General features: G+C 30.8%; 19 protein-coding genes. 3 read left to right on the top strand and 16 right to left on the bottom strand.

Annotated features, from left to right (window positions below):
- Window positions 1-463 precede the first annotated feature (463 nt).
- The 16 genes from BVC87_RS15340 to BVC87_RS15265 all read right to left on the bottom strand — a co-directional run bounded on the left by BVC87_RS15340 (window position 464) and on the right by BVC87_RS15265 (window position 18030).
- The gene (locus tag BVC87_RS15340) at window positions 464-1459 is read right to left on the bottom strand and encodes a glycosyltransferase (RefSeq protein ID WP_099098860.1); all 996 of its coding nucleotides are present in this window, start codon (window positions 1457-1459) and stop codon (window positions 464-466) included.
- A 5-nt stretch (window positions 1460-1464) separates the two neighbouring features.
- Window positions 1465-2271: a DUF3050 domain-containing protein gene (locus BVC87_RS15335; protein ID WP_317041738.1), complete on the bottom strand. Its 807-nt coding sequence runs from the start codon at window positions 2269-2271 to the stop codon at window positions 1465-1467.
- A 49-nt stretch (window positions 2272-2320) separates the two neighbouring features.
- On the bottom strand, window positions 2321-3133 hold the full coding sequence (locus BVC87_RS15330; protein ID WP_075343273.1) for an enoyl-ACP reductase FabI: 813 nt from the start codon (window positions 3131-3133) through the stop codon (window positions 2321-2323).
- A gap of 18 nt (window positions 3134-3151) precedes the next feature.
- A complete protein-coding gene (locus BVC87_RS15325) occupies window positions 3152-3667 on the bottom strand; it encodes a tetratricopeptide repeat protein (protein ID WP_075343272.1) in 516 nt (171 codons plus the stop codon).
- 5 nt (window positions 3668-3672) lie between these two features.
- Window positions 3673-5325, bottom strand: a complete 1653-nt coding sequence (recN, locus tag BVC87_RS15320; protein ID WP_075343271.1) for a DNA repair protein RecN — start codon at window positions 5323-5325, stop codon at window positions 3673-3675.
- An 83-nt stretch (window positions 5326-5408) separates the two neighbouring features.
- On the bottom strand, window positions 5409-6314 hold the full coding sequence (porD, locus tag BVC87_RS15315; RefSeq protein WP_075343270.1) for a type IX secretion system protein PorD: 906 nt from the start codon (window positions 6312-6314) through the stop codon (window positions 5409-5411).
- An 82-nt stretch (window positions 6315-6396) separates the two neighbouring features.
- On the bottom strand, window positions 6397-7602 hold the full coding sequence (gene coaBC, locus BVC87_RS15310) for a bifunctional phosphopantothenoylcysteine decarboxylase/phosphopantothenate--cysteine ligase CoaBC (RefSeq protein ID WP_075343269.1): 1206 nt from the start codon (window positions 7600-7602) through the stop codon (window positions 6397-6399).
- Window positions 7603-7926 carry a DNA-directed RNA polymerase subunit omega gene (locus BVC87_RS15305; RefSeq protein WP_075343268.1) on the bottom strand — a complete coding sequence of 108 codons (324 nt, stop codon included), beginning with the start codon at window positions 7924-7926 and terminating at the stop codon, window positions 7603-7605.
- 2 nt (window positions 7927-7928) lie between these two features.
- Window positions 7929-8750 (bottom strand): outer membrane protein assembly factor BamD, encoded by an 822-nt coding sequence (locus BVC87_RS15300; RefSeq protein WP_234974683.1) that lies wholly within the window; start codon window positions 8748-8750, stop codon window positions 7929-7931.
- Window positions 8751-8910: 160 nt separating this feature from the next.
- On the bottom strand, window positions 8911-10428 hold the full coding sequence (locus BVC87_RS15295; protein ID WP_075343266.1) for a hypothetical protein: 1518 nt from the start codon (window positions 10426-10428) through the stop codon (window positions 8911-8913).
- A gap of 282 nt (window positions 10429-10710) precedes the next feature.
- Complete coding sequence (dapA, locus tag BVC87_RS15290; protein ID WP_075343265.1) at window positions 10711-11586, bottom strand: 4-hydroxy-tetrahydrodipicolinate synthase; 876 nt, start codon at window positions 11584-11586, stop codon at window positions 10711-10713.
- 126 nt (window positions 11587-11712) lie between these two features.
- Window positions 11713-12393, bottom strand: coding sequence for a lysoplasmalogenase family protein (locus BVC87_RS15285; RefSeq protein ID WP_075343264.1), 681 nt, complete (start codon window positions 12391-12393; stop codon window positions 11713-11715).
- A gap of 9 nt (window positions 12394-12402) precedes the next feature.
- Window positions 12403-14400, bottom strand: coding sequence for an NAD-dependent DNA ligase LigA (gene ligA, locus BVC87_RS15280; protein ID WP_075343263.1), 1998 nt, complete (start codon window positions 14398-14400; stop codon window positions 12403-12405).
- Window positions 14401-14961: a hypothetical protein gene (locus BVC87_RS15275; RefSeq protein WP_075343262.1), complete on the bottom strand. Its 561-nt coding sequence runs from the start codon at window positions 14959-14961 to the stop codon at window positions 14401-14403. It lies immediately after the preceding gene.
- Window positions 14962-15066: 105 nt separating this feature from the next.
- A complete protein-coding gene (locus BVC87_RS15270) occupies window positions 15067-16509 on the bottom strand; it encodes a glyceraldehyde-3-phosphate dehydrogenase (protein ID WP_075343261.1) in 1443 nt (480 codons plus the stop codon).
- A 132-nt stretch (window positions 16510-16641) separates the two neighbouring features.
- Window positions 16642-18030, bottom strand: coding sequence for a trypsin-like peptidase domain-containing protein (locus BVC87_RS15265; protein ID WP_075343260.1), 1389 nt, complete (start codon window positions 18028-18030; stop codon window positions 16642-16644).
- Window positions 18031-18166: 136 nt separating this feature from the next.
- Between BVC87_RS15265 and dapF the strand changes: the two genes are divergently transcribed.
- The 3 genes from dapF to mltG are packed head-to-tail and all read left to right on the top strand — an operon-like array spanning window position 18167 to window position 20485.
- Entirely contained in the window at window positions 18167-18943 is a 777-nt protein-coding gene (gene dapF / locus BVC87_RS15260; protein WP_075343259.1) for a diaminopimelate epimerase, read from the top strand.
- Window positions 18940-19470 (top strand): GNAT family N-acetyltransferase, encoded by a 531-nt coding sequence (locus tag BVC87_RS15255; RefSeq protein ID WP_075343258.1) that lies wholly within the window; start codon window positions 18940-18942, stop codon window positions 19468-19470. The genes dapF and BVC87_RS15255 overlap by 4 nt, the downstream gene beginning before the upstream one ends.
- The gene (mltG, locus tag BVC87_RS15250) at window positions 19460-20485 is read left to right on the top strand and encodes an endolytic transglycosylase MltG (protein ID WP_075343257.1); all 1026 of its coding nucleotides are present in this window, start codon (window positions 19460-19462) and stop codon (window positions 20483-20485) included. Before BVC87_RS15255 ends, mltG begins: the two co-directional genes overlap by 11 nt.
- Window positions 20486-20601 lie beyond the last annotated feature (116 nt).

The following is a 20601-nucleotide window of genomic DNA, read 5'->3' as shown; positions in this document are numbered from 1 at the left end:
TAAAAAACAAATTGGAGATTGAGCTTGTCGAAATCGAAGTTGGAAGTTGGAAGTTGGAAGTTGGAAGTTGGAAGTTGGAAGTTGGAAGTTGGAAGTTGGAAGTTGGAAGTTGGAAGTTGGAAGTTGGAAGTTGGAAGTAAAATTAAAAAATTTAAAAACGATAAAACATTCTTAATCTATCTGTTTTCAACATAAAATGAAAAATTCGTAATTTAAAAAAATATACATCATGAATACAACTACGTAAAATGAAGTGAGCTATTTATCGATTAAAAGATTGCTTCATTCGTACCTCTTTCGCAATGACATGTTAAATAGATAATGTTATTTTAAATAAAAAACAAATTGGAGATTGAGCTTGTCGAAATCGAAGCAAGAAGCAAGAAGCAAGAAGCAAAAAGCAAAAAGCAAAATTAAAAAATCGTAATTCTTAAAATGAATAGATGAATAATATTCTTTTCACCTATTTAAAAAATAATTTTGGAAATTGTTTTTCCGGATTTCTATTGAGTAAGCGAATGTAAAAAGTAGATTTTAAAAATGCCAATCCGTATCCGAAAAATTGAATAAATACTGCATAAATCGATAAGAAACCTACTTTTATACTTTTATTTAACATACTGGAATGTATAAAAATAAGACCTACATAACTTACTAATGGAATAAAAAGTGGTGATGACACTAAAAACCCTCCTAGGATTGATAACAACGTAAATAACACAAATAGTGTTGGAAACCAAAACGTAAGTCTAGCTGTGGTAGGGTGCCATTTGGTTAAAATAGGCCTAACCATTCCAAACTTTTTGACTTGAGTATGAAACTTTTCCCAAGAAATTCTACGCTTATGGTATACAAACGCATTAGGTAAAAATCCAGTTGTAAAGCCTTTGGTTACTATTCTTTGTGATAAATCTGGATCTTCCCCTGGGTGAATTTTTGAAAATCCTCCTGTAGCTTCAAAAGCTTCTTTAGAAATTCCCATATTAAAACTTCTTGGCTCAAACTTCTGTATTTTTATTTTCCCTCCTCTAATTCCTCCTGTGGTGAAGAAAGAGGTCATTACATAATTGATTGCTTTTTGTACGTCTGAAAAGCTCTCATGAGCAGCATCAGCGCCTCCAAAACAATCTAAATAATTATCTGCTAAAAAAGTATCAATAGTGCTTAAGTAATGACTTGGAAGTATTACATCTGAATCTAATATGATAAAGTAATTCCCCCAAGCTCTTTGCATTCCATAATTTCTAGAATCTCCTGGTCCGCTATTTTCTTTAAAGAAATAACTGATATTGAGTTGAGATCTATATTTTTCTATAATTGATTCAGAGGATTGAGTTGAGCCATCTTCTACAATAACAATCTCATAATCTTGATCAAAATCCTGATGCGTTAAACTCTCTAAAAGTTCATCTATTTCATCTGGTCTATTATATACAGGTACAATTATGGATAATTTTATTGAATTCACGCTAACACTTTATGTTTAATTTGTTCCGTTATTCCATCCCATAGCTGTATTCTTTTTTCTAAAGCTAGCTTTGCATATATTAACACTTCATTCCATTTATTAGTATCTGATCCGCATAATTCTTCTATCATTTGTAATGATAAAGGACCATGTTCATCTCCATCTAATTCAATATGTCGTTCCAAATAATAGGTAAGCTTTGTATACTTTTTATCGTTATTTATTTCAGCTTTTTTTATGATTTCTAAAAACATATCTGGAATTATATCTTCTCTTCCAAACGTAAATGCTGCGGCTATAATATGGGGCTGTTGTGTTTGAATAACATCAAAAGTAAATTTTACAAACTCTTGAGTTTTTTCATGAATGTAAGAAGTATTTAGATATGCTTCAATAGAATCAATAGTCGTGATATGCTCCAGAAAATTCTGAATAGAATACGTGTCTGCTCCAACTTCATGCATTGCATCTAAATACATTTCAAAATGACTTCTAGGCTCTCCTAATTCATTTATATCTGTTTCTTCTCCATAAACAATTTCATTAATAAACCTCGCCGTTGTAGCATTTTCAACAGGTTTCCATGGTAATGTTACACAAGTTAAGTGAAATTGTAATGCTTTGAGTAAAGACATGAAATCCCAAACGGCAAAAACATGCTCTGACATAAATATCTTTACATCATCTAACGCATTCAAATTCGTATAAAGTTGATGATGTTGAAGTGTTGCTCTTAATGATTTTAGTTCTTTTTCAATTTGCTCTATTTGCTCCATACTAATATCAATGAATAAAAAATGCAAATCTAAAGATTTGCATTCTTGTTTTGTAATTATTTACTGAGTAAAAATTTTATTCTTCTGTAAATCTCTCCATAACTTCATCACTTACACCTACGTTAGAAAAACCTCCGTCGTGGAATAAATTCTGCATTGTTACTTTTTTAGTTAAATCAGAGAATAATGATATTGTATAATCTGCACATTCTAATGCTGTTGCATTTCCTAACGGAGACATTTTTTCAGCATAAGCTAAGAACCCGTCAAATCCTTTAACTCCACTACCTGCTGTAGTTGGTGTTGGAGATTGAGAAATTGTATTTACACGTACATTATGATCTCTTCCAAAGAAATATCCAAAACTACGTGCAATCGACTCTAAATATGCTTTATTATCTGCCATGTCATTATAGTCAGGAAAAACTCTTTGTGCGGCCATGTAAGTTAACGCTACAATACTTCCCCAATCATTCATGGCTTGTTTATTGTATAAAACATTCATTGTTTTATGGAATGACACTGCAGAAATATCCCATCCTTTAGTGGTGAAATCGTACTTTGGATCTGTGTAATGACGTCCTTTACGTACATTTACAGACATACCTATTGAATGTAAAACAAAGTCTAATTTTCCTCCTAAGATTTCCATAGACTTTTCTACTAAATTAGTTAGGTCTTCCATTGAAGTTGCATCAGCAGGAATGATTTCAGAACCTGTTTTTTCTCCTAGTTCTTTTAATTGTCCCATACGTAATGCAATTGGTGCATTAGTTAATACAAATTCTGCTCCTTCTTCATGAGCTCTTTCCGCTACTTTCCATGCGATAGAATTTTTATCTAATGCTCCAAAAATAATTCCTTTCTTACCTTTTAATAAGTTATACATGATCTAGTGTTTATTTTCTTATTGATTGATTAGTTTTAGCCTTTGCATAAGACTCATTTTTCCTTTTACTCTATTTACTGACGCATAAATAGTATCTAAGGTTTTGTTATTTAATGTTTCTTTAACGGCTAATTTATAATGTTTATACGCGTTTAACACATCTCCTTTTAGTTCATAAGCTTGCCCCATTTTATTATAAATAGTAGATCTATCTACTACAGGACTACCTAAAACTTTGCTGCCAAAAGTAATCATTTCATCATTAAGATTCATATCGATCAATAAATATGAATAATTACTATAGGCTGCATGGTAATCTGGAGCAAATTTTATAGCTAGTTCTAAATGCTTTTTTGCTTTTGGATAGTTATTAAACTTCAAATTATACAACCATCCTAAATGGTTATGCGCTCTACCATAATCTGGGTATTCTGCTAAAAGATCGATTAGCATTTCCTTTGCATCTACAATTCTGTTTTCTTCAATTAATTGATCTGCTTCAAAGAATAAGTTTTCTGCTCTATTATCACTCATAACGCTTAATTTAATAATTCTTTAGCATGTGTTAATGCACTTTCAGATATATCCTTACCGCTTAACATCTCTGCTATTTCAACAATTCTTTCTTCTTTGGTTAATTGCTTTAAATTGGAAGTAGTGATTCCTTTAACTTCCTTTTTATATACTTTATAATGTGCGATACCTTTTGAAGCAATTTGTGGTAAGTGTGTAATGGCTATTACTTGCATATATTGCCCCATTTGCTGCATAATATCTGCTATTTTATTTGAGACCTCTCCAGAAACTCCTGTATCTATTTCATCAAAAATAATGGTAGGTAATTTGGTGTTTTGTGAGAGAATCTTTTTAATAGATAACATAATTCTAGACAATTCTCCTCCAGAGGCTACTTTTTTCAACTCTCCGTAATTTCCTCCTTTGTTAGCGGAGAATAAAAATTGCAAATCATCTTTTCCATTAGATAAATATTGCTCTGATGGTTGGATTTCTATAGAAAAACTAGCATTAGGCATACCTAATTCAGAAAGTAGAGATTCTAACTGCTTTTTTAATTTTGGTATGGCTTTATTTCTCGCCTTAGTAATTAATGCTGCTAAACTATCTAGTTTTTCTGCTACAGCATCTATTTCTTTTTGTTTTTCAGTTATAATTTCTGAAGCATTTTCTACCGAACCAACTTTTTCAGCTAAACGTTCGTGAATTTCTAACAGTTCTTGAATGGTAGCTACTTGATGCTTTTTTTGTAATGAATATAATAACTGAAGTCTATCGTTAATTGTTTCTAGTTCATTAGGATTAAAATCAACCGATTCATTAGCAGATTCTAACTCTGTAATCACATCATCAAGTTCAATTTTAACACTAGAAATTCGAGAAAACAGTTCTTCATACTGCTTTGCGTAGCCACTGATTTTTTGCAAACTATTTTCTAAAGAATGTAATAAGTTTTGTGCGCCAAATTCCTCTCCTGTTGCTATTTGTATGGCTTCAGATAAGTTTAACTTTATATCTTCTACATTATTAAGAATGTCTAATTTTTTCTCTAACTCTTCTTGTTCTTCTACTTTAAAATCAGCTTCTTCTAACTCTTTAAAAAGATGTAAATTATATTCGTACTGTTGATTTTCGCTTTCTTGATTTGCTAGTAACTTTTTCAGTGCATTTACCAATGCATTGTATTGCTTTAAACCTCTTTTGTATGAGGCCACTCTCTTTGTATTATCTGCTAATGCATCTAGAATAGAAAATTGAAACGAAAGATCTGATAACTGCAAGGTTTGATGTTGTGAATGTATATCTACTAACTTCGATTTTAATCCACTTAAACTACTTAGATTTACAGGAGTATCATTAACAAAAGCCCTTGATTTACCAGAAGGTAAAATCTCTCTTCGGATGATGGTAGTATCTTCATAATCCAAATCGTGAGTTTCAAAAAAGTCTTGTAAATTATATGCTGTAATGTTAAACTCTGCTTCAATTATACATTTTACTTCGTCATTTTTTAATGAAGAAAGGTCTGCTCTATTCCCTAAAACTAATCCTAAAGCACCAAGTAATATAGATTTACCTGATCCTGTTTCTCCAGTAATAATCGACAAACCTTCAGTAAAATCAATAGATAATTGATCTATTAAAGCATAATTTTGTATGTGTAATTTAACTAACAAATTCCTTCGTTTTTAAGCAAGTAAAAATAAGGAATTTCAATGAATAGCGATACTTAAAATTCTTAGTAAAGTCTTAAAGTTATTTACAGCTTAATATCTTTCCAAGTATCTCTTCTGGTAGGTGCTATTCTTTCTAAAGTTTCTTTTAATTTTGATTCTTTACCGGTACCTTTCCCTTGAGAAAAAGTAGCTCTAATTTCCTCTGATTTTGCATCTAAGAAAAGTCGAATCATGTAATTACCTACTGTAATATTGAAAAGCTCATCTAATTGTAGTAAGCTGTTTGCTATATTTTGTTTTGCTTCACTTTCTTTATCCGCAAAAATATCAAAGCCTTTTCTGTGATACTCATAATAGATGCTTCTTAACGCAGTAAATTTAGAAGACAACAAACTATCTATTAAAGCAAATCGGTTTTGTTCTCCTATTTTATTTTCCCAAGCTGGATCTCCTCCTTGCTGTGCTTGTAACATTGCATTTTCAGCTTGTTTAAAATATGGTTCTCCTGCTTTTAAGGCAAAAGAATCTGCATCTACACCTAGAATTACATAAATATAAAATACTAAGGTAGACACTAAGTTTGAGTCAAATGAATTTGGATTATACAGTAGCTGCTCAAACTCATTATACTGAAAGTTTATACTCGTATCATTGATATTCAGTAGTGGCGTCTCATAAGAAGAATTGTACACCGGTCTTGACGACTGTACCTGTAGGGTAGCTGTAAAATTATTTGAGTTTTGCTCTGTAATAATAAAGGTAAATGCACAATTGATACGTTCTTGTGGTAAGAACTTTTTATTAGTCCATCTTGTTTGATTGATAAACTCTGTTATTGACTGCTCTAAGGTTCTAAATACTTGCTTATTTGTACTCTGAACTCTATCTGAATTCACAACTACTACGGCATTTAGCTCTTCTTGTGCTGTTAAAACAACTGAAGATAACAGACATGATATTAATACAAAGAATATTTTTTTTACAAACATAAACTTAAAATGTCAGGTCGAGCGCAGTCGGGACCTATTAAAAAACAACCTCTCGACTGCGCTCGAGGCAACGAAGTTATAGTTAAAGCTTTTCAACTATTTCGTTGATGATATCTTTTGCTACTTCTTTTTTAGATTTTAATGCAAATGATGTTTCGTTAAAATCTTTATCAATAATAGTAATTTTATTTGTATCTCCAGCAAAACCTGCTCCTTTATCTCGTAAAGAATTTAATACTATTAAATCTAAATTCTTTTTTTCAATCTTCTTTTTTGCATTAGAGATTTCATCATTTGTTTCTAAAGCAAAACCTACTAATAATTGACCTTTCTTTATCTCACCTAAAGACTTTAGAATATCATTTGTTGGCTCTAACTCAATTACTAACGAAGCATCTTTCTTTTTTATTTTTTGAGTGGCTACATTTTTTGGTCTATAATCAGCAACCGCCGCTGATAATATGGCCACATCAACATCTTTAAAATATTGATGGCAAGCTTCATACATATCTTGAGCTGATGTTACATCAATTCTATGCACTAAAGAATGTTTTATATTTTGGTGTGAAGGACCAGAAACTAGAAACACTTCTGCACCTAGATTTGCAGCAGCCTCAGCAATAGCAAATCCCATTTTTCCTGAAGAATGATTCCCTATGAATCGTACAGGGTCTATAGCTTCATATGTTGGGCCTGCTGTTAAAAGTATCTTTTTACCTTTTAATGGCAACTTAGATATAATATCATTTTGGATAAAGCTAACAATATCCTCAGGTTCCGCCATTCTTCCTTCTCCTACTAATCCACTTGCTAGTTCACCTGATGTTGCAGGTATCATAATGTTACCAAAATCTTGTAAGCGTTCTAAACTGGTTTTAGTAGAAGGATGTTTGTACATATCTAAATCCATGGCTGGAGCAAAATACACAGGACATTTCGCTGATAAATATGTTGCTAATAACAAATTATCGCAAGTTCCGTTAGTCATTTTAGACAATGTATTTGCTGTGGCTGGAGCAATTAACATGATGTCAGCCCAAAGTCCTAAATCAACATGATTATTCCACAATTCATTCTCATCTTCTTTGTCATAAAAAGTAGAATGTACAGGATTTTTAGATAATGTAGAAAGTGTTAGTGGGGTTATAAAATCTTTAGACGCAGGAGTCATAATTACTTTAACTTCTGCGCCTGATTTTATAAATAAACGGACTAAGCTAGCCGTTTTATATGCTGCTATACCAGCGGTAATACCTAGTAATACCTTTTTACCTTGAAGTATAGACATTTACTTCTTTTTGTCTGAAGATCTGTGGTATATTTTATCACTTAACCACTCCTCTACTGCAATTGCAGTTGGTTTTGGTAAACGCTCATAAAATTTAGATACTTCTATTTGCTCCTTGTTTTCGAAAACCTCTTCTAAACTATCATTGTACGTAGCAAACTCGTCTAACTTATCTACTAATTCTTTCTTTAGATCAGAATTAATTTGATTTGCTCTTTTTGCTATAATAGAAATCGCTTGATAGATATTATCTGTAGATTCTTCTATTGCTTCTCTATCATAAGTTACTGTACTTACTGGAGCTTGAGTTTCTTTATAATTCATATTTAACTTTTAACTAATTGTTGTATCTCTTCTTGCTGTTGTTCTAACGTTATCAACATTTGCTCAGACTCTTTACTGTATTTAGAGTTTGGAAAGTTACGTTTTAATTTATTGTAAGCTTTAATTGCATCTTTGATTCGCTCTTGTTTTCTTCTAAATGTACTTTTAACTGCAAAATCATGTGCTGCCTTTAATCTATAAAATAAAGCTTCTTCCTTATACGATGTTCCTAAATAATCAGATATTAAATTATCAAATGCGACAATTGCTGCTCTATAATTTCTAGGATCTGTGACTGCTGTTTTATAATAGTTTTTAGCGATTTCAAAAGCCTTAGTTTCTAACATATAACGTAATTCCTTATAATATTTATTGGCTTCTTCTAATCTTGAAGAATCAGGATATTCATCTATAAACCCCTGAAAAGCGTCTAATGCTTTATTAATATTAGTTGGATCTTTAGTATATGTTGGTGCAGCTTTATAATAACTTAACGCTGATAAAAAGTCTGCTTCTTCTTTTTTTGAACTTTTCGGATAGTTATCTGAAAAACGTTTGAAATGGTATGCTGCTATTCCATATGTTCTCTCATTAAAGTTAGAATTAGCTACCATATATTGTATACGCTCCATTTGAGGCTTTCCTCTGTAAGCTGGTATTATTTTTTCAAACAAACGTAAAGCTTTGCTGTATTTTTCAGCCTCATACATCTTTACTCCCATTTTGTACTGCTCTTCAGTAGTACCTCTGTTTAATGCTTTTTGGTACTCTCCACATGAAGTTAACACTAAAAATGTAAAAACTACGTATATTATTCTCTTCATTTTTTGCATTTTGCAAAATTACTAATTAATTATGTATTATTAAAATTGATTTTTTCTTTTAAATCGATCTCAATAACGTACAATTATAACAGATGTGGTATTAAACGTTCGTTAAAATTTTAAATAATTTTGACTGAGTTATAGATATCTTAATTTCATTCTATCTTAACTTTATTTCTAAGTTAGGGTTACTCTTCTTCAATTTATCTATTTGAGCTTGTGATGTAGTCTTCTTATTTAACTCCACATGTTGAAGTTTTTTACACATTAACAACGATTCTAAATTAGTTGTTTCAACACCAGAAAGATATAGATGTTCTAAATTTTGTAATTTTTCTATCCCCTTTAAATTTATTTTGGCATCTTGAAAAGAAGAAAAGTCTGTATCTAATATTATGGTTTTTAATCCAACTAATTTACCTAAGAAATCAGAATTTATTACAGTTTTAGGTGGTTTAACAAAATCAATGTGGACAAACTCAAGTGATGGCAGATTTTGTATCTTCTTTACATTTTCTACAGTAGTATATTTATTACCTGAAAGCACTAGCTTTTTTAATTTTTTCAATTCTGTTAACTGATTAAAATCTTCAATAATGTACTTATCTCCTCTTAGTTCTAATTCTTCAAGATCTGTATTATTTTTGATAAAGCTGAGATCATCAATTCCACCTATCCATAATACTAGTTTTTTTAATTTCTTTAGAGAATTGAGCGCTTTACCATTAGTGAATGTTGTATAATTTGCTGTTAACTCCTTAAGGTTAGTTAAATCACTCAGGATAGTAGCGTCTATAGGATTTTTTTCTGTAAATCTTAAATTATTAAGATGCAATACTTCAAGATTTTTAAGATTCTTAAGCCCGCTAAAATCTTTAATTTGAGGATCTCCAACATTATAACTTAGTTTACGAATCCAACTTACTTCTTTACATAATTTGTCAAAATCATTTTGACTAAATTCTCTTTCTAAACTGATTTCTTTCTCACTTTTGTCTTTTAGGGCGTTTAAACCTAGTACATCATTATCGGTTAATCGTTTTAAAGCTACGGTTTTATATATCACCTTGAAATTTGCTTTTTCAGGGTTGAACTGTTGAGATATTGTTTTTGCAGTAGTAGCTTTAGATTCAACTTCTTTAAAATTATCAGAAATTTTTATTTTATCTAATGTAGCCCCTGGTGTATATATAGCAACTGCAACAAAAAGGTTTTCTTTACTTTTCTTTTTTGAGGTGTATACTGTTTTGTTGTTTCGTTTATAAGATATGATACCACCATTACGTTCAATTTTTATAACATCATAGTATTTTACTTTTTCATTGCTTGTAAACACGCCTTTTCCACTTTCAAGAATTTGAATTTTTCCACTTTGCATGATATAGAAACCATATTGAATGGTATTCCATTTAGTATTGGAGTTTTGATTTGACAACCCTAAAATTCTAGCTCTTTTTGGTTCATAAATAGTAGCTTCAGTATACCCATTTTCATTTTCAGGTAAAGCTTCTGTTGATGTTGCTCTGGCATTCCACCATTTTTTAACATCTTTATTTTTAATTAATTTTTTCTTTTTGACAGTAATATTTGTTACTTCAGTCCATTTTACATTTTTCTGACAATTACCTTGATTTATAAATGCTATAATTGTAAAAATCAATACTAGTTTGGTTTTCATCATTTTCTGTTTTTATGTGTATCTCACAAATAAACTAAATATTTCATAGATTGATTAAATAATCTATAGAAAACGAAGTCTAACTGTATACATTTATACCTAATTAATATTGGCTTTTTTTATTTACACTAAGTAAAATATTAGATTTATTTATGTGAAGAGAATACCAGCATCCAAATTCTGAAATAATCGGAATTACAACTGATGAACCTATCATAAAATACAAAACCATACACTTAAAACATAGGTGTATGGTTTTAAAATTTACTATGAATAAAGAAATTATAGACGATCTATAAAATCAGAAATTTGTGTTTGTAATTCTTCAGAAGCTTTTACTAATGGTAAACGAACTTCATCGAAACAGATTCCTTGTTTTTGTAACATTGCTTTTATACCTGCAGGATTTCCTTCTGCAAATATTAAATCGATACTATCTGCTACTTTGTAATGTAATTGGTAAGCTTCTTTAGCTTTTCCTTCTAAACCATAATTTATCATCGATGAAAAATCATTTGGTAAGCCTTGACCTATTACACTGATTACACCTGATCCTCCAGCTAATGTCATTGGTAAAGCAATCATATCATCTCCAGAAATCACAAGAAAATCGTCTGGTGTGTTTTGAATCATTCTCATTGCCTGTACTATATCTCCCTTTGCTTCTTTTACAGCAATTATATTATCAAAATCACTAGCCAACCTTGAAACCACTTCTACTGACATATTAGAAGACGTTCTACCAGGTACATTATAAAGAATTATAGGTTTTTCTGTTGCTTCTGCTACTGCTTTAAAATGTTGATAAATTCCTTCTTGTGTTGGCTTATTATAATATGGTGATACTGATAAAATAGCATCAAAATGTGTTAAATCTGTAGTTTTTAATTGATCTACAACAGCACTTGTATTATTCCCCCCAATTCCAAGCACCAATGGTAACCTTCCATTATTAACTTCAATAATTTTTGTTTTTACAGCTTCTTTGTCTTCTTTAGTTAATGTAGCAGGCTCTCCAGTTGTTCCTAAAACTACTAGATAATTTATACCATTTTCTATTTGGTAATTAACTAATCTTTCTAAAGCATCGAGATCGACACTTTTATCATCATTGAATGGAGTAACTAGTGCCACTCCAGTTCCTGTAAATTGTTGCATTCTTTTGTTTTAATTTGGCGGTAAAATTAAGGCTTTATTTTATTTGGATATAGGTTTTAAATAAGAATACACAGATTTCACCCTGATGTTTAATTTTGAGTTATAGTAAAAGGAATTCACTAAGTTCTAAAATCTACGGTTTTTTACTTTTACACTATGAGTTTTGACAATAAAACCTCTACAAAACAAAAAATTAGAGATTAGATAAAATAGTAATGATAATATTGAAAAGTACACTGATGCACCGTTAAACATAACCATAACAACAATTGCATCAGACAATATTCTAACAGATATCGCTATAAATAAAAGGTAATTATCTAATCCCATGTTATTTAAATACCTAGTAATATAAAATGAGAATGCTAGACTAATTGTTAATCCGTAGAAAAGTATTGGAATAAACGAACTTCCTTTTTCTTGTATCGCAAAAATAAAAATGATTAAAAACAGAAGTAATGAAAGTAAAAAAAAGCGCAACATTTGCTTTTGTTTCTTTTTAAATAAGGATTGTTTAGCATGTTGAGCTAATATTAAAAAGGAAAATCCATATATAACAAAACCTGTATTCAATAATTTTAGATGCGTAATTATAATATCTGCCATTACTGTGAATACTAAAAATGAAATTGCTAATCCTTCAGTTTTTTTGGCTTCAAAAGCATACATCATAATTAAAACCAGCAAGGGTAATACCCTTGTTCCTGATCTTAAATCACCTTCAGCATACAATCCTAATAAAATTGATAATATTGATAATGCTAAATAGCTTACGGCAAATACTATTTTAAGAATTCCGTTTTTCAAAAAATTGAATTAATTAATCATATTCAAAAAGTCTTCCTCAGATATAATAGGGATACTTAACGCTTCGGCTTTTGCTAGTTTACTTGGTCCCATATTATCTCCTGCTACAATAAAGTTCGTCTTTTTAGAAATTGAACTACTTACTTTACCTCCATTATCTTCAATAGCTTTTTTAAGTTCGTTTCTACTCATTTGATGAAAAACACCAGATACAACAAAGATTTTACTTTCTAATTTATCAGATTGGTTTGCTTGATCTTCTACAGAAGTTTCAAGATTTACTCCGTATGACTTTAATCTCCTTACCAGCTCCATATTTTTCTCATCAGTAAAGAAATTCAATACACTTTCTGCTATCTTATCTCCTATTTCATCTACTGAGATTAGAGTTTCAAAATCTGCTTCAGATAAAGCATCTATAGATTTAAAATGTTTTGCTAATTTCTTAGCCACAGTTTCACCAACAAATCGGATACCTAAAGCAAATAATACTTTCTCAAAAGGTATTTCTTTAGATTTTTGAATACCTTCTATCATGTTTTGAGCAGATTTTTCAGCCATTCGTTCTAAAGGAATGATTTGCTCAACTTGTAATTCATATAAGTCTGCATAATTTTTTATCAATCCTTCCTTATGCAATAGCTCAACTGTTTCAGCTCCTAAGCCATCAATATCCATAGCTTTTCTACCTATGAAATGTTGTATTTTTCCTGTAATTTGAGGAGCACAACCGAACTCATTCGGACAATAATGTTTAGCATCTCCCTCTGTCCTAATTAGCTCTGTATTACACTCAGGACAATGCGTAGCATATTTTGTCGGTATTGAATCATTTGATCTCTTGGTCAGATCTACTCCCATGATTTTAGGGATAATTTCTCCTCCTTTTTCAACAAATACAGTATCTCCAATTCGAACATCTAGCTTTTCTATTTGATCAGCATTATGCAAAGATGCTCTTTTTACAATAGTTCCTGCTAAGTGTACTGGTTCTAAGTTAGCTACTGGTGTAATTGCCCCAGTTCTTCCTACTTGGTAGGTAATTTCATTTAAGACAGTAGATACCTGCTCGGCTTTAAACTTATAAGCAATGGCCCATCGAGGCGACTTAGAAGTATAACCTAATTCATCTTGCTGTATAAGAGAATTTACTTTAATAACAACTCCATCAGTTTCATAAGGCAAATCATGACGTTTTGTATCCCAAGCTTTCACAAAATCAAGTACTTCTTCTATAGACTTTGCTAACGTTATTGTATTTGGGACTTTAAATCCTGCTTGCTGTGCTGCTTTTAAACTTTCATAATGCGTTTTGTATTTACGTTCATCTGTAACTACCTGATATAACAAGCAATCTAAAGGTCTTTTAGCTACTTCACCACTATCTTGTAATTTCAAACTTCCACTAGCGGTATTTCTAGGATTTCTATAGGGTTCTTCTCCATTAGCGACCCTTTCTTGATTCATTTGATCAAATCCTTCAAGAGGTAAAATAATTTCCCCTCTCATTTCAAAATCAGAAACAAAATCGTTTTGAAGCGCTAGTGGTATAGATTTAATGGTTCTAATATTAGTAGTCACTTCGTCTCCTTGTACTCCATCTCCTCTGGTAACTGCTCTAACAAAACTTCCATTTTCATAAGTTAAGTTTATGGAAGCTCCATCATATTTTAACTCACAAGTATATTCAATTTCAGAAGTTCCTAGTATTTTTTGAATTCTCTTTTCCCAATCTAACAGGTCTTCTTTGGAATAAGAATTATCTAAAGAATACATTCTGTTTTTATGAGTAATTGTTTCAAAATTCTTAGTAATCTCTCCACCTACACGTTGAGTTGGTGAGTTTGGATCAAAGAACTGAGGATTTTCTTCTTCTAATTTTTCTAGCTCTTTTAGTTTTATATCAAATTCATAATCCGTAATAATTGGATTATCTAAAACATAATACTTATAATTATGTTCATTTAACTCTTTTCGTAACGATTGTATTTTTTCTTGAATACTCATTTATTTTCTTACTTTTCCTGTAAAAACACTAATTCCTTTAGGGAATGGATTTCCTGACGAACGTCTAAATGATACAATTTGTCCGCAATGCCAAAGTGCATCAGCAATTGGGCCATTTATTGCATTCCAAAATGGAAACTTTTTATCTCCAAAAATAATTTTAAATTCAGACAGATCTTTTTTATTTCTAAGTGCATCACCAGCTTTTTTCAAATTTTGAAGCGTTTTAGCTCTTTTCTCAGCAAAAGTCATTTTAGGTTGATCTCCTCCATTAGGAGTATTAGTTGTAGCATTTAAAATTACTTGCGACAACCCTAGAATATGATCTAAAGTTTCTTCTGTAGACCTTGCATCTTCTCCCGGCTTATATGATAAATCTTTAGCTGTTAAACCTTCAGTGGCCCAATAATAACGGAATCCTAAACCATCTATCATTCGACTTGCTACTCCTCCTGCGGTAAAAGAGTCTGATGCTTCAGGGATTTCACGGTATGGTAAATCTTGCGCTGTCATTTGAATTGAAATACTTATAAACAGTAGAAAAGAAAAAAATGCTTTCATTTTAGATACTTATGATTAAATTTAGAGTGCAAGTTACTATTTTTTACTAAAAAAGTTCGGAGTAAATACTCCGAACTTTGTGATGTTGATTGTAGTAGTTTTCTACTAATAATAAGTATATCGACGAACTTTTGCAATGTATTTAGCTAGACGCATTACTTGATGCGAATATCCATACTCATTATCGTACCAAATATACATAACAATTGTATCACCGTCAACTATTGTTGATTTACTATCAAAAATTGATGGTGCAGTTGTACCAATGATATCAGTAGAAACTAATTCACTATTTAAAGAATACTTTATTTGCTCTACTAAATCACCTTCTAAAGCATTTAATTTTAAAATGGCATTAACTGCTTCAAAAGTAGTTTCAGAGTTTAATTGTAAGTTTAACACCGCTAGAGATCCGTTTGGTACAGGTACTCTAATTGCATTTGAAGTTAATTTCCCTTCTAATGCTGGTAAGGCTTTAGAAACCGCTTTTCCTGCTCCGGTTTCAGTAATTACCATATTCAATGCAGCTGCTCTACCTCTCCTATACTTCTTGTGCATATTATCCACTAAGTTCTGGTCATTAGTGTATGCATGTATAGTTTCTAAGTGTCCTTTTTTAATTCCAAAATTATCCTCAATTACTTTTAATACTGGTGTAATAGCATTGGTAGTACATGAAGCTGCAGAAAAAATATCTACAGTATCTGGATTATGATCTAAATGATTTACTCCATGAACGATATTTGGAATACCTTTTCCTGGTGCTGTTAATAATACTTTATCAGCTCCTTTCGCTTGTAAATGACGACTTAATGCCTCTTTATCTCTAAAAGCACCTGTGTTATCAATAATTAAAGCATCGTTAATTCCATAAGCAGTATAGTCTACTTCTTCAGGAGCACTAGCAGAAATCATGTGCACAGTTGTTCCATTAATGATTAATGCATTATTTTCTGCATCAACTTGAACTGTACCTAAAAAATCACCGTGTACAGAATCTATACTTAATAAAGAAGCTCTTTTCTCTAAAACTGTTTCATTAATAGCCCCACGAGTAACGATTGCTCTTAATCGTAATTGAGAACCTTTACCCATTTTACTACTTAACTCTCTAGCTAATAATCTACCGATACGACCAAAACCATATAATACTACATCTTTAGGCTCTATATTTTGAGCCGCAGTAGCATCTTTTAATTGTTGTTTTACAAAATCAACTTTATCTAAGTTTTTATCATCAATTAAATGATATTCATACGCTAGTTTACCAATATCTAATTTAGAAGCTGGCAATTCTATAGATTGAATAGCTCTTGCAATGGTTAAAGCATCTTGAATTGAAATTGGCTTTGCTACAAACTCTTTAGCATAGTCAATTAAATTCAAAACTTCGCTTGCTCTTTTATCTATTAAAGGGTTTCTAAACAATACTAACTCAATAGATTTATCATACCATAAATCGTTTACAATATTGATAAATTCCGTTGTTGCTCTTCTAGTTTGAGCTTGATTAACAACTTCTTCTTCGTAATTTGTTATTATTGACATAGTTGTGTGAACTAATTTTTAAAAATTTGCTGCAAAAGTACTTATTTCAAACGATTTCGTAAACTTTATTTCACTAAAAAAACTCGATATGTTTTATATCGAGTTTTTGGTATGTATTTCTATGTTTAAATACTAGAATCGGTAACGTTGTATTTCTCCTTCAGGACTTAATATTTCAATATCTAATCTTTTATTAGATCTTGGAGAATATCCATCTAATAGATTTACAGCTTCAGAAGCACTATATATCTGTTTACCGTTAATTTTTGTGATAATGTAACCTTCTCCAACATTGTAGTATTGAAACTCTCTTCTATCCGTAGCCATGATTTTTGCACCTCCTTTAATATCAAGTTTCTTTTTCTCTTTATCATTCAAATCTTTCAATTGAATTCCAAAAATTGTTGACACAAAAGTATCTCTTTTTGTTAGCTTTACATTTTTAATCAAATTCTCACCATCTCTATTCACTGTAATTTCTACATACTCTCCTGGTCGTTTAGCGGTTAACTGTCCTTTCAAATCAGAAAACTTAGTAATTTTCACATTATTCACTTTAGTAATAATATCTCCTGCTAAGATACCTGCATCTTTAGCTCCACTATCTTCGAATACTTCAGCTACCTTAACTCCTTCTATTTCTTCTGTATTACTAAAATCTGGTCTAAATCCTACTAATGCCTCTTGCACATTACCAAACTCTAATAAATCGTCAATAATTTTCTTTGTTATATTAGAAGGTACAGCGAAAGAATATCCAATAAAAGAGCCTGTTCTAGAAGTGATTGCTGTATTAATACCAATTAATTCTCCTCTAGTATTCACCAATGCTCCTCCACTATTTCCAGGATTTACGGCAGCATCTGTTTGAATAAATGATTCTATATTTCCATTTCCTTCTAAATCACGACCTTTAGCACTAATAATACCTGCTGTAACTGTTGAATTTAAATTATATGGGTTTCCTACTGCTAGTACCCACTCACCTATTCTGGCATTATCAGAATTACCAAATGCTATGTATGGTAATTCCATATCTGTATCTATTTTCAATAAAGCAATGTCATTTCTTTTATCTGCTCCTATCAAACTTGCTTTTAATTTCTTTCTGTTATTTAATGTGATCTCTATTTCAGAAGCACCATCAATAACATGATTATTCGTTACTATGTATCCATCAGATGAAATGATAACACCACTTCCCGTACCTACTTGCTCACGTTTACTAGTACCGTTTCCTCCAAATAATTCCTGAAAAGGATTATACACTTCTTTTATAGCTGTATTTTTTACATGAACTACTGCATGAATTGTTTTTTCTGCTGCTTCAGTAAAATCTGAAGGATTCGCAATTGAATTCACTACTGTAGCTGGTGTATAACTAGCATTTACTCTTTGTAAAGCTGGCTCTACTGATTTTTCAATAACAACTTGAGGTTTTTCTACTAATATTTTATAACCTCCTAAGGCAATTACTCCTCCTAAAAAAGCAATTCCTAATGTTCCTAAAACTTTCTTCATATTACTTTAAACTTTAGTTACTCAAATATACAATTTTAACATTTCAATTCAATGTGTTTAACTTTGCTTTAACGCACTTTAACCAGCGTTTAACATTACCTTTACTATAGTGTAAATCCCTATATTTGCCCTTGATATGAAGCTAGATTTTTACAAATACCAAGGAACAGGTAATGACTTTATAATGGTCGATAATAGATCAAAAACCTTTCCAAAAGACAATACTAAAATAATTTCAAAACTTTGTGATAGGAATTTCGGAATTGGAGCTGATGGTTTTATCCTTTTAGAAAATGATGAACAAACTGATTTTAGAATGGTGTATTACAATGCAGATGGAAACGAAAGTACCATGTGCGGAAATGGAGGAAGATGCATTGTTGCTTTTGCTAATAAATTAGGGGTCATACAAAACAAAACTACATTTATAGCTACAGATGGTTTGCATCATGCTGAAATCAATAACGGTATAGTTTCTCTACAAATGATTGATGTTGATAAGGTAGATACACATAAAACTCATTTGTTTGCTAATACTGGTTCTCCTCATCATGTTGAATTGGTAGAAAATATTGAACAATATGATGTTTTCACTAATGGTAGAGCTATTAGGAATGATATATACGGAACAGAAGGAAGTAATGTAAACTTTGTAGAACAAAAAGACACTAATGCCTTTAAAGTAAGGACATATGAGCGTGGTGTTGAAAATGAAACGCTTGCTTGTGGTACTGGTGTTACTGCAGTAGCTATAGGCATGCATGCTATTCAAAAAACAGAAAGTAATTCCGTAGATTTGGATGTACAAGGGGGAAAATTATCAGTTACTTTTGATCATAATGAAGGAAATTATACAAATATCCATCTAATTGGTCCTGCTGAGTTTGTTTTCGAAGGCACTATAACTGTATGACACCAATATTATCTAAACATTACATAAAGTTAAGAGCTATTGAACCTGAAGATCTTGATTTTTTATTTGAAATAGAAAATGATGAATCTTTCTGGGAAGTCAGTCACACACAAACCCCTTTTTCTAAGTTTTTATTGAAACAATATTTAGAAAATTGTCATTTGGATATTTACGAAGCCAAACAATTACGATTAGTAGTTATTGAACAAGTATCAAATACTCCAATCGGTTTGATCGATCTCTTCGATTTTAATCCTCAACATAACAGAGCTGGTGTTGGTATTATTATCCATAAAGACTTTCAACACAAAGGATATGCTTCAGAGGCTTTAGATATTTTAATTCAATATAGTTTTTTAACCTTACATTTACATCAATTATATGCTAACATCACTAGTGATAATAGCAACAGTTTATCACTTTTTGAGAAGCATAAATTTCAAAAAATCGGAATCAAAAAAGATTGGATTCTTTCCAACGGTGTTTATAAAGATGAAATTTTATTTCAATTAATTCATGAAAAATAAAATCATATACATATTCTTAGGATTATTAGTCGCGATTGCAATAGTAGGATATAACTATTATCAGAAAATTTTTGCTCCTGCTACAACCAAAAACACGCAATTATTTGTCCCATCTAATACTAGTTTAGCAGAATTAACATCTTTAATTAAAGATGTTATTACTGATACTGATGACTTCTCTTGGGTAGCTTCTAAAAAGAAATTCACCAAACCTAAGGGAGGAATGTATACTATAAAAGAAGGCATGAATATGAATGATTTAGTAAACCTACTAAGATCAGGCAATCAGACTCCCGTTAAAGTATCTTTTAATAATCAGGAAACCTTAGAAAAATTAGCAGGTAGAATTGCACAACAATTAGAAACAGATAGTATTTCCTTATTAAACGCTTTTAAAGATGAAACTTTTTTAGCAAAACATAATTTTACAGAAAAATCTGCATTAGGTATGTATATTCCTAATCAATATGAATTTTATTGGAATACTTCTGCCGAAAAATTCAGAAATAAAATGTTAAGTCATTATAATACATTTTGGAATACTAATAGAGTACAGAGAGCCAAACAACAAGGCTTAACTAAAACCGAAGTTTTAACTCTAGCATCAATAGTACAAAAAGAAACTGCAAAAATAGAAGAACGACCGATTGTAGCTGGTTTATATTTAAATCGATACAAGAGTAAATGGCCTTTACAAGCAGACCCTACTATTATATATGCTTTAAAACAGAAGCATGGTGACGATTTTGTAGTAAAACGTGTATTAAATAAAGACTTAGAAATTAACTCGCCTTATAACACTTATAAAAACGTAGGTTTACCTCCATCAGTTATTGCTATGCCTGATATTTCTGCTATTGATGCCGTACTAAATCCTGCAAAACATAATTACTATTATATGTGTGCTAGTGTGGATAATATTGGTTTTCATGAGTTTGCAGCAACCATAGGTCAACATAATAGAAATGCTGCTAAATATCAGCGATGGATTAGTAATCAAGGAATTAAACGATAAATTTTAACAAAAAATTATTTTTATTTAATTCACTGATTTTAAATCATTTTAACATTAATTCTCTTTAAAAATTTAAATACTTAGCAATAAGTAAAGTAAATAATTACGAATAATAG

It is taken from the genome of Tenacibaculum agarivorans (assembly GCF_001936575.1).
Classification (GTDB): Bacteria; Bacteroidota; Bacteroidia; order Flavobacteriales; family Flavobacteriaceae; genus Polaribacter; species Polaribacter agarivorans.
Note: the sequence above shows the minus strand (reverse complement) of the source record. Positions and strands in the feature narration are given on the sequence as shown.